We start from the raw sequence: 19,128 nt of genomic DNA on the forward strand, positions 1-19,128 counted from the left end.
CATAACAATAACGGGAACAGGAGACGTCTTTCGTGAGGACCGTGCTCTATCCGGCCATCGCGCTGATGAACCGTCTGAGCTTCGGCATGAAGTTCAGCCTGATCAGTGTGCTGTTTTTCCTGCCGATGCTGATTACCAACTTCTACCTGGTGCGCGACTCCTACCGGCAGTTCGTCAGTACCCGTGCCGAACTGGAAAGCCTCCAGTTGATCGGCAACGGGCTGCAGGTGCGCCGCCACCTCGAGTCCTACAACGACCTGTTGCAGATCAACGGGGTGCTTGGCCAGTCGAACAAGTCTTCCGGCATCGACTCGCGCATCAGCCAGTTGCACAAGGACCTGCAGGCGCAGATCCAAGCGCTGCAACCGGTCACCCAGGACGCCGAGCAGATCACCGAGTTCAACACCAAGCGCGATGAGTTGCTTGCCAGCCTGAAGGGCGTTGACGCCGAGGGCTCGCTGCAGAGCAAGTCGGCCATGGCGGCGCGCCTGCTCAGCGAAGTGCAGGTCTTCAACAAGCTGCTGGTGTCCCAGGCTGGCCTGAGCCAGGACGACGCCCGCGACCTGCGCCAGTTGGCCGAACTGATCACCTCCGGCACTCCACAGGTGACCGAGACCCTCAGCCAAGGCCGCACCATGGGGGCCAGCGCGCTGGGCCAGGGCTTCCTGAATTCCTCCACCAGCAGCAAGCTCGATGACCTGCTGCAGGAGCTGGAGAAGCTCCACGCCGAATACGGGCTCAAGCTGCAGGAAGCGCTGGGCGCCAGCGCTGCAGCGCAGAGCACGCTGGCCGCCGATGCCCAGGCCAGCCGCGAAACGATCAAGGCCATGGGTAAGCTGTTCGAGGACAAGGTGGTGATGGCCGACACCCTCGACACGCCCTGGCTTGACTTCTACGAACAGGTCAGCAAGGCGATCGAGCAGACCTATCGCCTGGACGACCATGTCCTGCAGTTCTTCGACGGCCAGTTACAGGCCCGCCTGGCCAGCAAGCAGCGGCAGATGGTGCTGCTGGTGGTGGCGCTGCTGGTGGTGTTCGTTTCCATCGTCTACCTCTACGGCGGCTTCTACGTCTCCACCCGCACCACCCTCAAGAGCCTGGGCAAAATGATGGAGCGCGTCGCCGCCGGCGACATGACCGTCAACTTCCAGGCCCAGAGCCGCGACGAGCTGGGCGAGCTGGGCGATGCCTTCAACCAGACCGTGTCGAAGATCCACGACCTGATCGAGCAGGTCGGCCGCACGGTCAGCGAAGTGGAGCGGCAGACCGTGCGCGTGGAGTCGGTTTCCGCCGAGAGCAACCAGGCGGTAGCCGGCCAGCGCAACCAGATCGAGCAGGTCGCCACGGCCATGAACCAGATGGCCGCAACCGCCCAGGAGGTCGCGCGCAGCGCCGCCGTGGCGGTGGGCAGCGCCCACAACGTGAACCAGGAAACCACCAGCGGCCGCGCCCTGGTGGCATCCCAGGTGGGCAGCATCCAGCGCCTGGCTGGCGAGATCGACGAGTCGGTGGCGGTGATCAACCAGCTGGCCGCCGACAGCGCTTCGATCAGCCGTGTGCTGGACGTGATCAAGGGCATTGCCGAGCAGACCAACCTGCTGGCGCTCAACGCAGCCATCGAGGCGGCGCGTGCTGGCGAGCAGGGCCGGGGCTTCGCCGTGGTCGCCGATGAGGTGCGTACCCTGGCCAAGCGCACCCAGCAGTCCACCGAGGAGATCGAGCAGATGATCGCTCGCCTGCAGAATGGTGTGGGCGCCGCCGTGAAGGCCATGGGCAGCAGCCACCAGACCGCCGATGGCACTGTCAGCCAGTCGGCCCAGGTGCAGCAGGCGCTGGAGAATATCCTCAGCGCGGTCGGCGCCATCGTCGATCAGAATCAGCAGATCGCCGCTGCGGCCGAGCAGCAGACCGCCGTGGCCCACGACATCGACCAGAACATCGTCGAGATCAACCAGGCCGGCGAGCGCACCTCCGAAGGTGCCAGCGAGACCGAGCGCGCCAGCCGCGAACTGGCCGGGCAGGTGGTGGAACTGAAACGACTGATCGGCGCGTTCCGCGTTTGATTCGCAAGATCCGGAGCGGACGCTGCGATCCGCCCCGCAACCGGGTTTTCGCCAGCAGACCGATGTCCGTGGGTCGCACGGATGCACCCCATCTCACGGGCATCGGTTTGTCGGTGAATTTACTTTGCAGAGGCAGCTGATTTCGGTCGAGATCCTGATGCCGATGCTTCCCCCTCACCCCAGCCCTCTCCCTCAGGGAGAGGAAGCCGCCCGTGCCGGCTGACGCCGAGGTTTCATCCTGTGCCGAACGGTCCCCTCTCCCGCTTGCGGGAGAGGGTTAGGGTGAGGGGCTATTGAATTTGTAGGAGCGGATTTATCCGCGATCAGCAGTGGCCGGAAACCAATCGCGGACGGAGTCCGCTCCTACCTCCAGCCAAACAGCTCCATCGCGTTGCGCGTGCTGGCGCTGGCCAGCTCTTCCGGGCTGATGCCCTTCAACTCCGCCAGTGCCACGCAGATATCCGGCAGATGTTCCGGGCTGTTGCGTACGCCGGGATACATCGACGGCGCCATGTCCGGCGAGTCGGTCTCCAGCACGATGGACTCCAGCGGTATCTCCGGCACCACCTTGCGCAGGCGGTTGGCCTGCGGCCAGGTCGGCGCGCCGCCCAGGCCCAGGCGGAAGCCCAGCTTGAGGTATTCGCGGGCTTCCTCGCGGCTGCCGGCGAAGGCGTGGACGATGCCCTGGCGTCTGGGCTTGTAGCGCTTGAGCGTGGCGATCATCGCCGCATGGGCACGGCGCACGTGCAGCAGCACCGGCAGCTCGAAGTCGATGGCGATGCGCAGCTGTTCCTCGAAGATGGCCTGCTGGCCGTCGCGGTCGAGGTCTTCCAGGTAGTAGTCCAGGCCGATCTCGCCCACCGCGCAGAGCTTCGGGTGGCCGGCCAGACGCTGCAGCCATTCGCGCAGGGCCGCGAGGTGTTCCGGCTTGTGTCGCGCCAGATAGATCGGATGGAGGCCCAGGGCGGCGTAGAGGTCCGGCTCGCTGTCCACCAGCGCCCAGACGTCCTCCCAGTTCTCGCGGAACACCCCCAGCAGCACCTGTCGTTCCACGCCCCGCTCGCGGCTGCGTTGCAGCACGGCGGCGCGGTCCTGCTCGAAGTCCGGGCAGTCGAGGTGGTTGTGGGTGTCGATCAGGCGCATCGCTTCACTCCGTGCGCAGCTTGAGGTTGCGCGGGATCGGGTGCACGCCGGGCGTGTAGCTGTTCTGTTCGATGGCGGCCAGCGCCAGGTCCAGCGCGCGCTCGGCGATCAGCGCGTGCTGCTGGGAAATCGCGTTGACCTTCAGCGGAACGAAGTCCAGCAACTGGGTATCGCCGAAGGTGGCAATGCGCAGGTTTGCCGGCCAGCCGCTGGGCAGCGCCTGGAGCACGTCGAACACGCCTTCGAGCAGCACGTAGGAGGTGGTGATCAGCGCGTCGGGCAACTGCCCCTGGCCGGCCAGCAGCTCCTCCATCAGACGCCGGCCACACGGACGGCTGAAGGTCTCGCCGTGCTCGACCAGCACCTGGCCCTTGTAATCGCGCAGGGCGCTGCGGAAGCCGGCGGCGCGTTCCTGGGAAATGATCAGCTCCGGCCGCGCGCCAAGCAGGGCGATACTGCGGGGCGCGGGCCTCAGCAGGCTGGCGGTGAGGCGGTGGCTGGCGTCGCGGTCGTCGCTGACCACCGAGCAGAAGCGCTGCGGGTCGAGTTGGCGATCCACCGCGATGATCGGCACGCCGTCAGCCTGCAGGCGGGCGTGGCTTTCGTCTCCGACGGGCAGGCAACTGGCGACGATGAGTGCGTCGCAGCGGCGTGCGCGGAACAGGTTGAGCACCTGGCGCTCGGTGTCCGGTTCGTCGTCGGAACAGGCGATCAGCAACTGGTAGCCGCGCGCCCGGGCACCTTGCTCCAGCAGCTTGGCGAGCTTGGCGTAGCTGGGGTTCTCCAGGTCCGGCAGGACGAAGCCCAGGGTTCGGGTCTGCCCGCGCCGCAGGCTGGCCGCCTGCTGGTCCGGGTGGTAGCCGTGCTCCTCGATCACCGCGCGCACGCGCTCCACCGTGGCGGCGCTGATGCGGCGCTGGACGGCCTTGCCATTGATCACATAGCTGGCGGTGGTGACCGAAACACCGGCCAGGCGGGCGATATCACTGAGTTTCAACGCGGGATGCTGCCGACAATTGGGGGCTTCAAGGATCACGCATTATCGAGTAACGTGCCAGTCTCAATAGGTGAAACGATTCAGCATTGCGCACGCAGTATTGCCTGAACCCTGTTCCTGCGCCGCAGCCTCTAAGCTGATCACCGTATAAGCGGATAACCGCCCCAGCGCCGGCACGCGCGAACGCCGGTGAGGAGAACGCGATGCTCGAATTCAACGCGCAGCAGGTCCGCATGGGCCAGCGCGCTGCCGACAAGCAGGCCGCCCTGGCCATGCTCGGCTCTGCCCTCGAAGACGATGGCCTGGTCGCCGAAGGCTACCTGGCGGGTCTTCAGGCCCGTGAAGCGCAAGGCTCCACCTATCTCGGGCAGGGCATCGCCATTCCCCACGGCACGCCGGAAACGCGCCACCTGGTGCAGCGCACCGGCGTACGCCTGATGCACTTCCCCGAGGGGGTGGCCTGGGGCGACGGGCAGACCGTGCACCTGGCCATCGCCATTGCGGCCAAGTCCGATGAGCACCTGCGCCTGCTGCAACTGCTTACCCGCGCGCTGGGCGATGCTGAAGTGGGCCCGGCCTTGCGTGCAGCGGAAAAACCCGAGGACCTGCTGCAGCTGCTGCAACGTGGCGCGCCTCAGCCGTTGCTGTTCGACGAGCATCTGGTCGGGCTTGGCGTCGCTGCCGAAGACTTCGACGAACTGGCGTTGGTCGGTGCGCGGCGTTTGAAGAAGGCCGGCTGCGTGGTTCCCGGCTTCGCTGCCGCGCTGCATGACCAGGAGGCCCTGCCGTTGGGCGCGGGGCTCTGGTGGCAGGACAGCGAGCAATGCGTCACTCGTCCGGGCCTCGTCTTCGTTACCCCCGCGCGCGAGCTGAGCCACGCCGGCCAGCCGGTGCGTGGCCTGTTCTGCCTGGCTCGCCAGGACGACGCGCACGGGGCGGTGTTCGCGCGCCTGTGCGACCTGCTGGTGGATGGCCGTGCCGGCGAGCTGGCCAGCGCCACCTCCGTACGTGCGGTGCTGGAAGCCCTGGGCGGTGAATTGCCGGTGGATTGGCCGAGCATCCGGGTGCCGCTGGCTAACCCGCATGGCCTGCACGCGCGCCCGGCGCAGGTGCTGATGCTGCTGGCGCGGGACTACAGCGGCGAAATTCGCGTGCGCATCGCCGAGGGCGACAGCGCCCCGGTTTCCATCCGCAGCCTGAGCAAACTGCTCACCCTTGGCGCGCGGCGTGGGCAGGTGCTGGAGTTCTTCGCCGAGCCGGAAATCGCCGAGGCCGCACTGGCTGCCGTTCGCGCGGCCGTGGAGCAGGGCCTGGGCGAGGAAGTCGAGCCGCTGCCGGAAACCCTCGAGTTGATCGTCGACAGCGTGCAACAGGACGAGCAGGAATTGCAGGCCGTGCGGGCTCCCGAAGCGGGCGTGCAGTTGCAGGCCATTGCCGCAGCGCCGGGCATTGCCCACGGCCCTGCGTACGTGCAGGTCGCTCGTGCCTTCGAGTTCGCCGTGCGCGGCGAGTCGGCGGACGTCGAGCGCCAGCGTCTCGATGAGGCGCGCATGGCCATCAGCGGGGAAATCGGAGCGCTGGTGGGGCGCAGCCAGGTCAAGGAAATTCGCGACATCTTCGTCACTCACCAGGCACTGCTGGACGACCCCGAGTTGCTCGACGAGGTGCAGGCGCGCCTGGCCGAAGGCGCCAGCGCCGAAGCAGCCTGGAGCCAGGTGATCGAGCGGGTGGCCGGCGAGCAGGAGGCCCTGCGCGATGCGCTGCTGGCTGAGCGCGCGGCGGACCTGCGCGACGTTGGCCGGCGCGTGCTGGCGCGCCTGTGTGGCGTCGAGAGTGCGCTGGAGCCGAGCGAGCCCTACATCCTGGTGATGGACGAAGTCGGCCCCTCGGACGTGGCGCGGCTCGATCCGGAACGCGTGGCGGGTATCGTCACGGCGCGCGGTGGCGCCACTTCGCACAGCGCGATCATCGCCCGTGCGCTGGGTATTCCCGCGCTGGTGGGCGCCGGGGAAAGCGTGCTGGCGCTGGAGTCCGGCACGGCGTTGCTGCTGGATGGCGAGAAAGGCCAGATGACGGTCGCCCCCGATGTGCAAGCGTTGCACGCAGCCGAAACCCAGCGCGACCTGCGCCAGCGCCGCGCCGAACAGGCCGAGGCGCGCCGTCATGAGCCGGCGGTGACTCGCGATGGCCATGCCGTGGAAGTCTGCGCCAACCTTGGCGACACCGCCGGCGCGGCGAAAGCCGTGGAGCTGGGCGCGGAGGGCGTGGGTCTGCTGCGTACCGAGTTCGTCTTCATGGACAACCCCCAGGCGCCCGACCAGGCAACCCAGGAGATCGAATACCGCCGTGTGCTCGATGCCCTCGAAGGCCGCCCGCTGGTGGCGCGTACCCTCGATGTGGGCGGTGACAAGCCGCTGCCGTATTGGCCGATCCCCGAGGAAACCAACCCCTACCTGGGCATTCGTGGCGTGCGCCTGACGTTGCAACGCCCACAGATTTTCCGCACCCAGCTGCGAGCGTTGCTCTGTGCCGCCGCTGGCCGCCCGCTGCGCATCATGTTCCCCATGGTCGGGCAGGTGGAGGAGTGGCGGCAGGCCCGCGACCTCACCCTCGAACTCTGCGCGGAGCTGGGCGGCGAGCACGACCTGCAACTCGGCATCATGGTCGAGGTGCCGTCCGCCGCGTTGCTGGCGCCGGTGCTGGCGCGCGAGGTGGACTTCTTCAGCGTCGGCACCAACGACCTGACCCAGTACGCCCTGGCCATCGACCGTGGCCATCCGAGCCTGTCCGCGCAAGCTGACGGCCTGCACCCGGCCGTGCTGCAACTGATCGACATGACCGTGCGCGCCGCCCATGCCCACGGCAAGTGGGTGGGCGTGTGCGGCGAGCTGGCCGCCGACCCGCTGGCGGTGCCCTTGCTTGTCGGGCTGGGAGTGGACGAACTGAGCGTTTCGGCGCGCAGCATCCCGCTGGTCAAGGCGCGGGTGCGCGAGCTGGACCTGCCGACATCCCGCGAGCTGGCTCGCGCGGCATTGGCCCTGTGCTCGGCAGCGGACGTGCGCCAGAGCGTCGCCCTGGCACTGCCGGAGGTGCACTGATGGCCCGTATTCTCACGCTGACCCTGAACCCGGCTCTGGACCTCACCATACGCCTGCCGCAGCTTGCGCCCGGCGAGGTGAACCGCAGCGAGTCGGCACTCAGCCAGGCCGCCGGCAAGGGCCTCAACGTTGCCCAGGTGCTGGCCGACCTGGGACATTCGCTGACCGTTGCCGGCTTCCTCGGTGCGGACAATGCGTTGCCCTTCGAGGCGTTGTTCCGTCGCCGTGGTTTCGTCGATGCCTTTGTCCGCGTGCCGGGCGAGACGCGGCGGAACATCAAGATCGCCGAAGGCACCGGGCGCATCACCGATATCAACGGTCCGGGCCCGGAAGTCAGTAGCGCCCAGCAGGATGCGCTGCTCGACCGCCTCGACCTGATCGCTGCCGATTTCGACATTGCCGTGGTCGCCGGCAGCCTGCCGCGCGGCGTCGATCCGCAGTGGTTGCGCGAGCTGTTGCTGCGCCTGCAGGGCCATGGCCTGAAAGTCGCCTTCGATTGCAGCGGTGCCGCGCTGCGCGCCGGAGTGGACGCCGCTCCCTGGCTGATCAAACCCAACGACCAGGAGCTCGGCGATGCCTGCGGAAAACCCGCTGGCAGCGCTGAAGAGTTGGGCGCGCAGGTCGAATCATTGCGCGCGCGCGGTATCGAGCAGGTGGTGCTTTCCCAGGGCGCCGAGGGCGTGCGCTGGTTCGGTCCGCAGGGTGTCTGGCAAGCGGTGCCGCCCAGGGTGGAAGTCGCCAGCACGGTGGGCGCCGGCGATTCCCTGCTGGCTGGCATGGTCCATGGCCTGCTCGCCGGTTGGCCGCCCGAGCGTGTGCTGCGCCAGGCCACGGCGGTGGCGGCACTGGCGGTCACCCAGATCCAGTTCGGCATCGGCGACGCGCAGCGGCTCAAGCGCATCGAGGACGCGGTGCAGGTTCAAGCGTTGGCCCCGTGCCAGCCCTGAGCGATAGAACAACAAGAGGTATGACGATGAACCTTGCCCTGATCACGGCCTGCCCCAACGGCCAGATTTCCAGCGTGCTCAGCGCCCGCCTGCTGCGGGCGGCGGCCGAGCGCCTGGGCTGGTCGGTGTGTGTCGAACAACGCGACCCGCAGCATCCGGAACGCCAGTTGAGCGAAGGACAGATTGCCGCGGCCGACTGGGTGCTGGTGGTCAGCGCGCAGCCGCTGGACCTCTCGCGCTTTGCCGGCAAACGCCTGGTGCAGGCGCGCCCGGCCGAGGCGTTGGCCGACCCGGCCGGTTTCCTCCAGCGCGCGGCGGCGGAAGCACCCGTCTGGCAGCCGGGCGAGGCCTCGCCAGTGCCTGCCGAAACGGAACGCGTGGCGAAGGTCGTAGCGGTGACTGCCTGCCCGACTGGCGTGGCGCACACCTTCATGGCCGCCGAGGCGCTGCAGCAGGCGGCACAGCAGATGGGCGTCGAGCTGCGGGTGGAAACCCAGGGCTCGGTGGGCGCACGCAATCCGCTGAGCGCGGAAGAAATCGCTGCTGCTGACGTGGTCCTGCTGGCGGCGGATATCGAGGTCAATCCCGAGCGTTTTGCCGGCAAGCGCATCTTCCGTTGCGGCACGGGTGTGGCGTTGAAGCAGCCCCAGGCGACCATCGAGCGCGCGCTGCAGGAGGCGGCGACGGAGTCCGCCGCGTCTGCCGGCAACAGTGCGGCGCCGGCGAAGAACGAAGCGCGCGGCGTCTACAAGCACTTGCTCACCGGCGTGTCCTTCATGCTGCCGATGGTGGTGGCGGGCGGGCTGCTGATCGCCTTGTCCTTCGTCTTCGGTATCGAGGCGTTCAAGCAACAAGGCACCCTGGCGGCGGCGCTGATGCAGATCGGCGGCGACGCGGCGTTCAAGCTGATGGTGCCGATGCTCGCCGGCTACATCGCCTGGTCCATCGCCGATCGCCCCGGGCTGGCGCCGGGGATGATCGGCGGGCTGTTGGCGAGCACGCTGGGGGCGGGCTTCCTTGGCGGCATTGTCGCCGGTTTGCTCGCCGGCTATTCGGCGCGCGCGATTGCCCAGTGGGTTCCGCTACCGGCCAGTGTCGCGGCGCTCAAGCCGATCCTGATCATTCCGCTGCTGGCCAGCCTGTTCACCGGGCTGGTGATGATCTACGTGGTGGGCTCGCCGGTGGCGGCGATGATGGGCGCGCTGACCGATTTCCTCGCTGGCATGGGTACCACCAACGCCATCCTGCTCGGCCTGTTGCTGGGCGGGATGATGTGCGTGGACCTGGGTGGGCCGATCAACAAGGCCGCGTACGCCTTCTCGGTCGGCCTGCTCGCCTCGCAGAGCTACGCGCCGATGGCGGCGGTGATGGCCGGTGGCATGGTCCCGCCGATCGGCATGGGCATCGCCACGCTGCTGGCGCGGCGCAAGTTTGCCCAGAGCGAGCGCGAGGCCGGCAAGGCCGCGCTGGTGCTGGGGCTGTGCTTCATCTCCGAGGGCGCGATTCCCTTCGCGGCCAAGGACCCGCTGCGGGTGATCCCGGCAAGTATCGCCGGAGGTGCGCTGACCGGCGCGCTGTCGATGCTGTTCGGCTGCAAGCTGCTGGCGCCCCATGGCGGGCTGTTCGTGCTGCTGATCCCCAACGCGATGAACCACGCGCTGCTTTACCTGCTGGCGATTGCCATCGGCAGCGTGGTGACCGGGGTGCTCTATGCGCTGCTCAAGCGCAGTGAGGCTGCGCCGATGATGGTGATGGGCGAGCAGGCGCCGGGGCGGGGTTGAGCATCCTGGCCTGGTCGGCGTGGGTGGGTTCGCGAGCAAGCTCGCTCCTACGAAGAGCCGTGTCCCTCGTGTAGGTGCGAGCCTGCTCGCGAATGCTCTTCAGGCCGTGCGCCGCGTGCGTTGTTCGACGACCTGCGCCGGAACCGGCAGGCGGTGCGAGTCGCCGCGGCCCATGGGGAAGTATTCGAAGCCGTAGCGCGCCAGGCGCTCGGGGTCGAACAGGTTGCGGCCGTCGAAGATCAGCGGGGACTTCAGGCGGCTGGCCACCAGCTCGAAGTCCGGCGCCTTGAACTGCCGCCACTCGGTGCAGATCACCAGGGCATCGGCGCCGCCGAGGGTGGCTTCCGGGGTGCCCATCAGGGTCAGGCGCTCATCGTGGCCGTACAGGCGCTGCGCCTCGGGCATGGCCTCGGGGTCGAAGGCGCGGACCTTGGCGCCGGCGGCCCACAGGGCTTCCATCAGGGTGCGGCTGGGGGCGTCGCGCATATCGTCGGTGTTGGGCTTGAACGACAGGCCCCAGAGCGCGAAGGTGCGGCCCTTGAGCTTGCCGCCGTAGTAGCTGTGGATGCGTTCGAACAGCTTGCTCTTCTGCCGCTGGTTGACCGCTTCCACGGCGCGCAGCAGGTCGCTGGAGCAGTGGGCTTCCTCGGCGCTCTGGATCAGCGCCTGGACGTCCTTGGGGAAGCACGAGCCGCCATAGCCGCAGCCGGGATAGATGAAGTGGTAGCCGATGCGCGGGTCGGCGCCCATGCCCTGGCGCACGGCTTCGATGTCGGCGCCCAGGTGCTCGGCCAGCTCAGCGATCTGGTTGATGAAGCTGATCTTGGTGGCGAGCATGCAGTTGGCGGCGTACTTGGTCAGTTCCGCGCTGCGCAGGTTCATGGTCAGGATGCGGTCGTGGTTGCGGTTGAACGGCTCGTAGATCTCGCGCATCACATCCAGCACCTCGGGGCTTTCACAGCCGATGACGATGCGGTCGGGTTTGCGGCAGTCGGCCAGCGCCGAGCCTTCCTTGAGGAACTCGGGGTTGGAGACGATCTCGAAGTCCAGGCTGCGGCCTTCTTCGGCGAGCACCGCGAGTACCTTGGCCTTCACGCGGTCACCGGTGCCTACCGGCACGGTGGATTTCTCGACGATGATCACTGGCTGGGTGCGGTGACGGGCGATGCCTTCGGCCACGGCCAGCACGGCACGCAGGTCGGCCGAGCCATCGGGTAGCGGCGGGGTGCCGACGGCGATGAACTGCACGCGGCCATGGGCGGCTGTCTCGGCGACGTCGCTGGTGAAGCGCAGGCGTCCGGCTTCCAGGTTGTCCCTCACCAGCTCGGCCAGGCCCGGTTCGAAGATGCTGATCTGGCCGCGCTTGAGCTTGGCGATCTTGTCCTCGTCGATGTCCATGCACAGGACGTCGTGGCCTACTTCGGCCATGACCGCGGCCTGCACCAGGCCTACATAACCGATTCCGAATACGCTGATTTTCATGGTCTGCTCTCCCGAAAAGGGACTTGAAGCGGGATTGAGGTCAGTCGAACTGCGCGTGCTCGGAGCGAGCGTCGCTGGGTTTGATGACGGTTGTTCTGTCAGATCGGCGTGGCGCGTTGATCGCGATCACGCCGGCAATTACCAGGGCTACGCCCAGGGTGCGCGGCAGGCTCATCGGCTCGCCGAGGCCAGGCAGCACGGCAGCGCCGAGGTAGACGAAGGCGTAGCTCAGGCTCAGCAGCGAGTAAGCGCGGCTCAGCGGCAGGTGTTTCAGGGCAAGCAGCCAGCAGAGCATCGACAGCGCGTAGGCGAGCACGGCCCCGGCCAGCACTAGAAGTGCGGCGATGTCGAGTTGCGCCAGGTCGAATGGCCAGTGCGAGGGCAGCCGCGACATGCTCCAGCGCATGCCCAGCTGTGCGCTGCTCACCAGCAGCACGCTGCCCAGGGCGAAAGCGATACCGCGCTTCACGAGTGCATCCCCAGCAGGGCGACGCCGCCGACGATCAGGGCCACGCCGAACCAGTGGCGGCCGTCGATGCGCTCGCCGAACAGGCGGCTAGCCAGTAGCGTCACCAGCACGAAGTTCAGGCTCAGCATCGGGTAGGCGACGCCGACTTCCAGGCGTTGCAGGACCAGCAGCCAGAGCAGCAGGCCGGCGCCCAGGCAGGCGACGGCCAGGATCAGCCAGGGCGAGAAGAGCTTCGCTGTCAGGCTCGAGGGCCCATCGCGCCAGCTTTCCACGGCGAATTTCTGCGCCAGTTGGCCCAGGCAGGTGAGCAGGCAGACGCCGGCCAGCAGCAGGGCGGTCATGGCGCGGCCTGCGGAATCAGCAGGACCACCAGGTGGTTCTGCCGGTAGCTGATGGCGTCGCTGGGCAGCATGGCCAGTTCCGCTTCGTCGCTGGCGCTGTTGACCCGCATGATCACGCCGATGGAGCCCTTGGCGCGGGCGCGGTCGATCCACGCGTGGATGCCTTCGGGCGGGATGCTGCGGCCCTGGCCTTCGGGGTAGCCCAGGCCGAACTTCAGCTCGCCTTCGGTGTTGAACAGCGTGATGTCGCTGCGCTGCGTGCGCCAGGCGAGCGCGGTGGCGGCGCCCAGGTCGTTGCTCAGCAGACTGTGGGCATCCTTGAGCTGGTCCAGGTGCTCGGCGATGAACTGGTCGGGCATCTTGCTGTTGACCATCTTGTTCGGCATCGCGTTGGGCACCAGGGCCACCAGCAGCCAGGCCGCGAAGGCCGGCGCCGCCCAGAAGCGAGCGGGGCGCAGCAGTTGCAGCAAGCCGGCGAGCAGCCAGACGATGCATACCAGAGCAACCATCAGCACGCTGGGCAGTTCGTCGTGGTACTGCGGGTGCCGTGCCTGCATGAACAGCAGCCCGGCCAGCGCACTGCTGCCCAGCACAAGATTGAGCGCGCCGTTGAACTTCAGGGCGACTTGCCGGTGCTGCTGCAGCGCTCGGCCGAGGGCATCGGCCATCAGCAGGGCGAGCGGGGCGAAGCAGGGCATGATGTAGGTCGGCAGCTTGCCCTTGGCCAGGCTGAAGAACAGGAAGGGCATGACGAACCACAGCAGCAGGAACAGCAGCTTCGAGTCGCGCCAGCCCTGGATTGCGTTACGCAGCGCCGGGAAGACCAGCATCGCCCAGGGCAGTGCGCTGGCGAACAGCAGCGGCACGAAGAACCAGAATGGGCGGCCGTGCTGGGCGTCGTTACCGGCGAAGCGGCGGATGTGTTCGTGCCAGAAGAAGAAGTCCCAGAAGTCCGGCTCGCGGGCGTGGATCAGCAGCACCCAGGGCGCGCAGACCAGCGCGGCTACCAGCACAGCCAGCGGGCCGTAGCGCAGCAGTTCGCCCAGGCGCTTCTGCAGCACGGCGTAGGGCAGGCCGACGATCACCGGCAACAGGAAGGCGAGGAAGCCCTTGGTCATGAAGCCGAATGCACAGGCGGCGCCCAGCAGGCTCCAGGCGACCAGGCGCTCGCGCGTGGTGCTGGCGTCGAAAGCGAACAACAGGGCACCGAGGCTGAGGTTCACGCACAAGGTGAACTGCGGGTCGAGGTTGGCATAGCCGGCCTGCCCCGCGATCAATCCGAAGCTCAGGTACAGCAGACCGGCGGCCCAGGTGCGGCGCGGGTCGTTCCACAGGCGGCGGGCGACCAGGATCACCAGCAGGGTGCTCAGTGCGGTGACCAGCGCGGAGGCGAAACGCACGCCGAACAGGTTCTGCCCGAACATGGCCTGGCTGGCTGCGATCAGCCAGTAGCCGCCGGTGGGTTTCTCGAAGTAGCGCAGGCCCAGCAGGTGCGGGGACACCCAGTCGCCGCTCTGCAGCATGGCCTGGCTGATCTGCGCGTTGCGCGACTCGTCGGGGATCCACAGGCCGTGGAAAGCCATTGGCAGCAGGATGCACAGGATGAAGGCGGCAAGCAGTGTCGGGTAGGCCAGGCGCTTCATGCGTGCTGCACCCCCAGCCAGCCTTCGCGGCCAGCCAGTTCGCCGCGCACCAGGCTGGCGACGGGCAGGGTGGTGGGGTCGTCCGGCAGCAGCCGGCCCAGCGGGACGAAGCGGATGCCGCCGGCCCGTGCCTGGGCCAGCAAGCGGCGGAAGTCGTGGGCCATGAGAATGCCCTCGACCTCGGCGTGAATGGTGTACACGTTCAAGGCGTCCATGTCGAAACGGGAAAGGATGTAGTCATTGAAGGCGGACGGCGCCACCTGTGGGCCGACGACCTCGTCGAAGGTGGGCATGTCCACCGGGATCTGCGGGGTGCCGGCGCGACCATCGGCCAGGCGCGGGCGGAACAGCGAGCGGCCGCGGCAATCGCTGTTGTAGCGAAAGCCAAAGCGCTCCTTGGCTTCCACGGTGCGTTCGTCGGCGCGCCAGCCGGCCACCGCCGAACACTCCACCGGGTTGCCAAGGATGTCGGCGAGGGTATCGACGCCACGGCGGATCTGCTGTTCGAGCTGCTCGGTGCTCCAGCGGCCGGCGTTGGCCTGCCAGCCGTGGTGGTCCCAGGCGTGCAGGCCGACTTCATGGCCGGCGTCCTGGGCGCGCCGCATCAGGTGGCCCAGGTCGCGGCCGATCGGCTTGCCCGGCCAGGCGGTGCCGGCCAGCAGGATGTCCCAGCCATACAGGCCGGCGGCGTTGGAACGCAGCATCTTCCACAGGAACTGCGGGCGGATCAGGCGCCACAGGTGGCGCCCCATGTTGTCGGGGCCGACGCTGAAGAAGAAGGTCGCCTTCACCTCGGCCTCGTCGAGCATGTCCAGCAGCCGCGGCACACCGTCACGGGTGCCGCGGTAGGTATCGACGTCGATGCGCAGTCCCGCTCTCATCAGGCGATGCTTTTCTGCAGCGGGAAGGCGTGGGGCACCCCACCGGCACGTTCGGCCAGGGCTTCGCGGAGGAAGAAGTCCAGGGTCTTGCCGATGGTGGCGGAGAGCTCCACGCTCGGCTGCCAGTTCAGCAGGCGACGGGCGTTCTCGATGCTCGGCTTGCGGTGCGACACGTCCTGGTAGCCGTCGCCGTAGAAGCTGCGGCTTTCCACTTCGCGGAAGCCGGCGAAGGGCGGGAACTGGTCGCGCAGCGGGTGCGCCTCGAACTGACGCAGCAGCTCTTCGCCCAGTTGGCGGATGCTGGCTTCGTTGTCCGGGTTGCCGATGTTGACGATCTGTCCGTCGCAGCGGCTGCCTTCGTTGTCGATGATCCGCGCCAGCGCCTCGATGCCGTCGTTCACGTCGGTGAAGCAGCGCTTCTGCTCGCCGCCGTCGACCAGGCGGATCGGCGTGCCTTCCACCAGGTGCAGGATCAGCTGGGTGATGGCGCGGGAGCTACCGATGCGCGCCGAGTCCAGGCGGTCCAGGCGCGGGCCCATCCAGTTGAACGGACGGAACAGGGTGAACTTCAGGCCCTTCTGGCCGTAAGCCCAGATAACGCGGTCGAGCAACTGCTTGGAGACCGAGTAGATCCAGCGCTGCTTGTTGATCGGGCCGACGATCAGGTTCGACTTGTCTTCGTCGAAGTTGGCGTCGGTGCACATGCCGTACACCTCGGAGGTGGACGGGAAGATCACGCGCTTGTTGTACTTCACGCAGTAGCGGACCAGCTTGAGGTTTTCCTCGAAGTCCAGCTCGAACACGCGCAGCGGGTTGCGGGTGTATTCGATGGGCGTGGCGATGGCTACCAGCGGCAGGACCACGTCGCACTTCTTGATGTGGTACTCGATCCACTCGGTGTGGATGCTGATGTCGCCTTCAACGAAGTGGAAGTCCGGGTTGCCTTTCAGGCGTTCGATGGCGTCGGAGCCGATGTCCAGGCCGTAGACCTCGTAGTTGCCGTCGCGCAGCAGGCGCTCGGAGAGGTGGTTGCCGATGAAGCCGTTGACGCCGAGGATCAGTACGCGGGTCTTGCGCTTGGGTTTGCCGCTGGCGCCGTGCAGGCGCGAGCCGTCCACCAGGCCCATTTCGCGGGCCAGTTGCGGGCCGGCGAGGAACAGGCCGCTGTCGCCCTGCTGGCCGGAGAGGATTTCCAGCGAGTCAGCACCACAGGCGATGCGCAGCGGGTCGACCGACAGGACCGAGCCGGCCGGCAGACCGTTGTTGCCGGCGACCACGCGCGAGCTCCAGACGATCAGCTTGCGATCGCCCACCGGGGCGAAGGCGCCGGGGTACGGCTGGGTCACGGCGCGGACCAGGTTGTGCAGTTCGCTGGCAGGGCGCTTCCAGTCGAGCTGACCGTCCGCCGGGGTGCGGCGACCGAAGTAGCTGGCGCGGGATTCGTCCTGGGCGACTTCCTGCAGTTCACCCCGAGCCAGGCGGGGCAGGGCAGTGGCGAGCAGCTCGCGGGTGGCTTCGCGCAGCTTGCCGTGCAGCACCAGTGCGGTGTCGTCCGGGCCGATGGCGACGCTCTGCTGGGCGAGGATGCCGCCGGCATCGGCGCGCTTGACCATGCGGTGCAGGGTCACGCCGGTCTCGCTTTCGCCGTTGACCAGCACCCAGTTGGCCGGGGCGCGGCCACGGTAGCGCGGCAGCAGCGAACCATGCAGGTTGTAGGCGCCCTTGGCGGCGCAGGCCAGCAGCTCTTCGCTGAGCAGGTGGCGGTAGTAGAAGGAGAAGATGTATTGCGGCTGCAGTTCGCGGATGCGCGCAACCCACAGCGGATGGTTGACGTCTTCCGGGGCATGCACCGGGATTCCCAGGCGTGCGCAGAGCTGGGCTACCGATCCGTAGAAACGGTTCTCCTTGGGATCGTCAGCGTGGGTGAAGACGGCGTCGATCTGGTAACCGGCGGCGAGCAGTGCTTCGATGCCGGCGCAGCCGAAGTCGTGATAGGCGAAGACGATGGTCTGCTGGGTCATGGCTGGATGGACTCGAAAGAAGGGGAGGAAGAGGAAAGCTGCGGGCGCGGTGCGTCGGCGCGGACGATGCGCTCGATGAAGAAGCGGGGGCGGGCGCGTACGTCGTTGTACATGCGGCCCAGGTACTCGCCGAGCAGGCCCATGCCGACCAGTTGCACGCCGGTAAACATGAACAGCACGGCGAACAGCACGAACACGCCGTGGCCGGCCCAGGCGGCGCCGAACAGCAGGCGCAGCACCAGCAGCATCAGGGCGAAGGCGAAGCCGGCCACTGCCATGCCGCCACCGACGAAGGACAGCAGGCGCAACGGCGAGGTGGTCATGCAGGTGACCAGGTCGAACATCAGGTTGATCAGGCGCAGGAAGTCGTACTTCGACTCACCGTGCTCGCGCTCGGCGTGGGCAACGAGGATTTCGCTGGTATGGCGGGCGAAGCTGTTGGCCAGGATCGGGATGAAGGTGCTGCGCTCGCGGCAGGCGAGCATCGCCTTGACGATGCTCGCGCGGTAGGCGCGCAGCATGCAGCCGTAGTCATTCATCGCCACGCCGGTGGAGCGCTGCACGGCGAGGTTGATCAGCTTCGACGGCCAGCGGCGCAGGGCGGAGTCCTGGCGTTGCTGGCGCACGCTGCCGACCACGTCGTAACCCTTGGCGGCTTCTGCCACCAGACGCGGGATTTCCTCCGGCGGGTTCTGCAGGTCGGCGTCGAGGGTGATCACCAGGTCGCCCTGGCATTGCTCGAAGCCGGCCATGATTGCCGCGTGCTGGCCATAGTTGCGGTTGAGGATCACCGCCACCACATGGCTGCCGGGCGCTTCGGCGGCTTCCTGCAGGAGGTCGGCGGAGCTGTCGCGGCTGCCGTCGTCGATCAGCACGATCTCGTAGTCGCGGCCCAGTTGTTCGCAGGCGGCGGTGGTGCGGCGCAGCAGCTCGGGGAGGCTGGCCTCTTCGTTGTACACCGGGATGACGATGGACACACGGTTGATCGGATAGGCTTTCACGGTGGCGTTACCGAAGCAGGGTTTCGATGGCGTCGACCACGCGGTCCTGGTCGGCCTGGGTCATGTCGGGGAACAGCGGGATGGAGACGATTCGCGAGGCATTCCACTCGGTGTTGGGCAGGTGCACATCCGGGTAGTGCTGGCGGTAGTAGCTGTGCAGGTGGCTGCCGATGAAGTGGATACCGCTGCCGATGCCGCGCTCCTGCAGGCCCTGCATGAAGGCGTCGCGGTCGATGCCGCAGCGCTCCTGGTCGATGCGCAGGACGTACAGGTGCCAGGCGTGGTGCTGCGGGTAGTCCGGCAGCGCCAGCGGTTGCACCGGCAGGTGCGCCAGGCGACTGGCGTAGCCGGCGGCGAGTTCGGCGCGGCGGGCGTTGATCGCTTCGAGCCTGGGCAACTGCACCAGGGCGATGGCGGCGTTGATATCGGTGAGGTTGTACTTGAAGCCCGGTTCCACCACCTGCGCCTGCGGCTTGCGGCCGTGGGTCAGGCGGTCGTAGGCATCCACGCCCAGACCGTGGAACTTCAGGGTGCGCACGCGGTTGGCCAGGGCCTCGTCGTCGGTGACGAACATGGCGCCCTCGGCGCAGGTGAGGTTCTTGATCGCGTGGAAGGAGAAGATCGCGGTGCCGCGCTGGCCCACCGGACGGCCACGGTAGAAGGTGCCGGCAGCGTGGGCGGCGTCCTCGATCACCGGGATGCCGTGGCGCAGGGCGAGCTCGTTGATCGGGTCCATGTCGCAGGCCGCGCCGGCGTAGTGCACCGGAATGATGGCGCGGGTGCGCGGGGTGATTGCGGCTTCGATGCGCGCGGCGTCGGTCATCAGGGTGTCACGGTCGACATCGACGAACACCGGCGTGGCGCCCAGCAGGCTGATCATGTTGACGGTGGAGACCCAGGTCTGCGACGGGGTGATCACCTCGTCGCCCGGGCCGATGCCCAGGGCCAGCAGCGCCAGATGCATGCCACCGGTAGCCGACGACAGGGCCACCGCGTGACGGCAACCGATGGAGTCGGCGAAGCGTTGTTCCAGTTCATGGTTCTTCGGCCCGGTGGTGATCCAGCCCGAACGCAGGACTTCGTTGACTGCCTGGATCTCTTCTTCACCGATGCTGGGACGGGAGAAGGGGAGGAAGGGCATTTCCATGTGGTGTTCCAAAGGCCATGGCGGCTCTGTCAGGGGGTGAGAGAACGCTACGGGGGTGATCGTTAAGAAGCCGTTAAGTGGATGTCGTGATTCCGTTCGTCGGTCGAACATGCG

General features: G+C 67.5%; 14 protein-coding genes. 4 read left to right on the top strand and 10 right to left on the bottom strand.

Features of this window, described 5'->3' with window-relative positions:
• The first annotated feature begins 32 nt into the window (after positions 1-32).
• Complete coding sequence (locus RS899_RS30955) at positions 33-2,063, top strand: methyl-accepting chemotaxis protein (RefSeq protein ID WP_064979885.1); 2,031 nt, start codon at positions 33-35, stop codon at positions 2,061-2,063.
• Positions 2,064-2,426: 363 nt separating this feature from the next.
• Here RS899_RS30955 and RS899_RS01240 read toward each other — a convergent pair whose 3' ends face one another.
• Positions 2,427-3,206, bottom strand: coding sequence for a TatD family hydrolase (locus RS899_RS01240; RefSeq protein ID WP_315808903.1), 780 nt, complete (start codon positions 3,204-3,206; stop codon positions 2,427-2,429).
• Positions 3,207-3,210: 4 nt separating this feature from the next.
• Entirely contained in the window at positions 3,211-4,203 is a 993-nt protein-coding gene (gene cra, locus RS899_RS01245; RefSeq protein ID WP_315808904.1) for a catabolite repressor/activator, read from the bottom strand.
• Between the two features lie 203 nt (positions 4,204-4,406).
• Between cra and ptsP the strand changes: the two genes are divergently transcribed.
• The 3 genes from ptsP to RS899_RS01260 are packed head-to-tail and all read left to right on the top strand — an operon-like array spanning position 4,407 to position 10,029.
• Positions 4,407-7,301, top strand: coding sequence for a phosphoenolpyruvate--protein phosphotransferase (gene ptsP / locus RS899_RS01250; protein ID WP_315808905.1), 2,895 nt, complete (start codon positions 4,407-4,409; stop codon positions 7,299-7,301).
• Entirely contained in the window at positions 7,301-8,248 is a 948-nt protein-coding gene (gene pfkB / locus RS899_RS01255) for a 1-phosphofructokinase (RefSeq protein WP_315808906.1), read from the top strand. The genes ptsP and pfkB overlap by 1 nt, the downstream gene beginning before the upstream one ends.
• A gap of 26 nt (positions 8,249-8,274) precedes the next feature.
• Positions 8,275-10,029, top strand: coding sequence for a PTS fructose-like transporter subunit IIB (locus RS899_RS01260; protein ID WP_315808907.1), 1,755 nt, complete (start codon positions 8,275-8,277; stop codon positions 10,027-10,029).
• A 99-nt stretch (positions 10,030-10,128) separates the two neighbouring features.
• Here RS899_RS01260 and RS899_RS01265 read toward each other — a convergent pair whose 3' ends face one another.
• Genes RS899_RS01265 through arnB form a run of 8 tightly spaced genes read right to left on the bottom strand, consistent with a single transcriptional unit; the run spans position 10,129 to position 19,014 of the window.
• On the bottom strand, positions 10,129-11,511 hold the full coding sequence (locus RS899_RS01265; protein ID WP_024765622.1) for a UDP-glucose dehydrogenase family protein: 1,383 nt from the start codon (positions 11,509-11,511) through the stop codon (positions 10,129-10,131).
• Positions 11,512-11,551: 40 nt separating this feature from the next.
• Entirely contained in the window at positions 11,552-11,917 is a 366-nt protein-coding gene (gene arnF / locus RS899_RS01270; protein ID WP_315810390.1) for a 4-amino-4-deoxy-L-arabinose-phosphoundecaprenol flippase subunit ArnF, read from the bottom strand.
• Positions 11,918-11,976: 59 nt separating this feature from the next.
• On the bottom strand, positions 11,977-12,321 hold the full coding sequence (gene arnE, locus RS899_RS01275) for a 4-amino-4-deoxy-L-arabinose-phosphoundecaprenol flippase subunit ArnE (protein ID WP_054906676.1): 345 nt from the start codon (positions 12,319-12,321) through the stop codon (positions 11,977-11,979).
• Positions 12,318-13,964, bottom strand: a complete 1,647-nt coding sequence (gene arnT / locus RS899_RS01280) for a lipid IV(A) 4-amino-4-deoxy-L-arabinosyltransferase (RefSeq protein WP_315808908.1) — start codon at positions 13,962-13,964, stop codon at positions 12,318-12,320. The genes arnE and arnT overlap by 4 nt, the downstream gene beginning before the upstream one ends.
• A complete protein-coding gene (arnD, locus tag RS899_RS01285) occupies positions 13,961-14,848 on the bottom strand; it encodes a 4-deoxy-4-formamido-L-arabinose-phosphoundecaprenol deformylase (protein WP_162484001.1) in 888 nt (295 codons plus the stop codon). The genes arnT and arnD overlap by 4 nt, the downstream gene beginning before the upstream one ends.
• Positions 14,845-16,866: a bifunctional UDP-4-amino-4-deoxy-L-arabinose formyltransferase/UDP-glucuronic acid oxidase ArnA gene (gene arnA, locus RS899_RS01290; protein ID WP_315808909.1), complete on the bottom strand. Its 2,022-nt coding sequence runs from the start codon at positions 16,864-16,866 to the stop codon at positions 14,845-14,847. Before arnA ends, arnD begins: the two co-directional genes overlap by 4 nt.
• Positions 16,863-17,867 carry an undecaprenyl-phosphate 4-deoxy-4-formamido-L-arabinose transferase gene (gene arnC, locus RS899_RS01295; RefSeq protein WP_054906672.1) on the bottom strand — a complete coding sequence of 335 codons (1,005 nt, stop codon included), beginning with the start codon at positions 17,865-17,867 and terminating at the stop codon, positions 16,863-16,865. Before arnC ends, arnA begins: the two co-directional genes overlap by 4 nt.
• Positions 17,868-17,874: 7 nt before the next feature.
• Positions 17,875-19,014, bottom strand: coding sequence for a UDP-4-amino-4-deoxy-L-arabinose aminotransferase (gene arnB / locus RS899_RS01300; RefSeq protein ID WP_233299383.1), 1,140 nt, complete (start codon positions 19,012-19,014; stop codon positions 17,875-17,877).
• Positions 19,015-19,128: the final 114 nt, after the last annotated feature.

The organism is Pseudomonas sp. C9-3 (assembly GCF_032392015.1).
GTDB classification, from domain to species: Bacteria; Pseudomonadota; Gammaproteobacteria; order Pseudomonadales; family Pseudomonadaceae; genus Pseudomonas; species Pseudomonas nitroreducens.

Coding starts and splice junctions, on each gene's coding strand:
- pfkB (WP_315808906.1), top strand. CDS start 7,301: ATGGCCCGTATTCTCACGCTGACCCTGAACCCGGCTCTGGACCTCACC.
- RS899_RS01240 (WP_315808903.1), bottom strand. CDS start 3,206: ATGCGCCTGATCGACACCCACAACCACCTCGACTGCCCGGACTTCGAG.
- arnB (WP_233299383.1), bottom strand. CDS start 19,014: ATGGAAATGCCCTTCCTCCCCTTCTCCCGTCCCAGCATCGGTGAAGAA.
- ptsP (WP_315808905.1), top strand. CDS start 4,407: ATGCTCGAATTCAACGCGCAGCAGGTCCGCATGGGCCAGCGCGCTGCC.
- RS899_RS01260 (WP_315808907.1), top strand. CDS start 8,275: ATGAACCTTGCCCTGATCACGGCCTGCCCCAACGGCCAGATTTCCAGC.
- arnT (WP_315808908.1), bottom strand. CDS start 13,964: ATGAAGCGCCTGGCCTACCCGACACTGCTTGCCGCCTTCATCCTGTGC.
- RS899_RS01265 (WP_024765622.1), bottom strand. CDS start 11,511: ATGAAAATCAGCGTATTCGGAATCGGTTATGTAGGCCTGGTGCAGGCC.
- arnF (WP_315810390.1), bottom strand. CDS start 11,917: ATGCGCTGGAGCATGTCGCGGCTGCCCTCGCACTGGCCATTCGACCTG.
- arnA (WP_315808909.1), bottom strand. CDS start 16,866: ATGACCCAGCAGACCATCGTCTTCGCCTATCACGACTTCGGCTGCGCC.
- arnE (WP_054906676.1), bottom strand. CDS start 12,321: ATGACCGCCCTGCTGCTGGCCGGCGTCTGCCTGCTCACCTGCCTGGGC.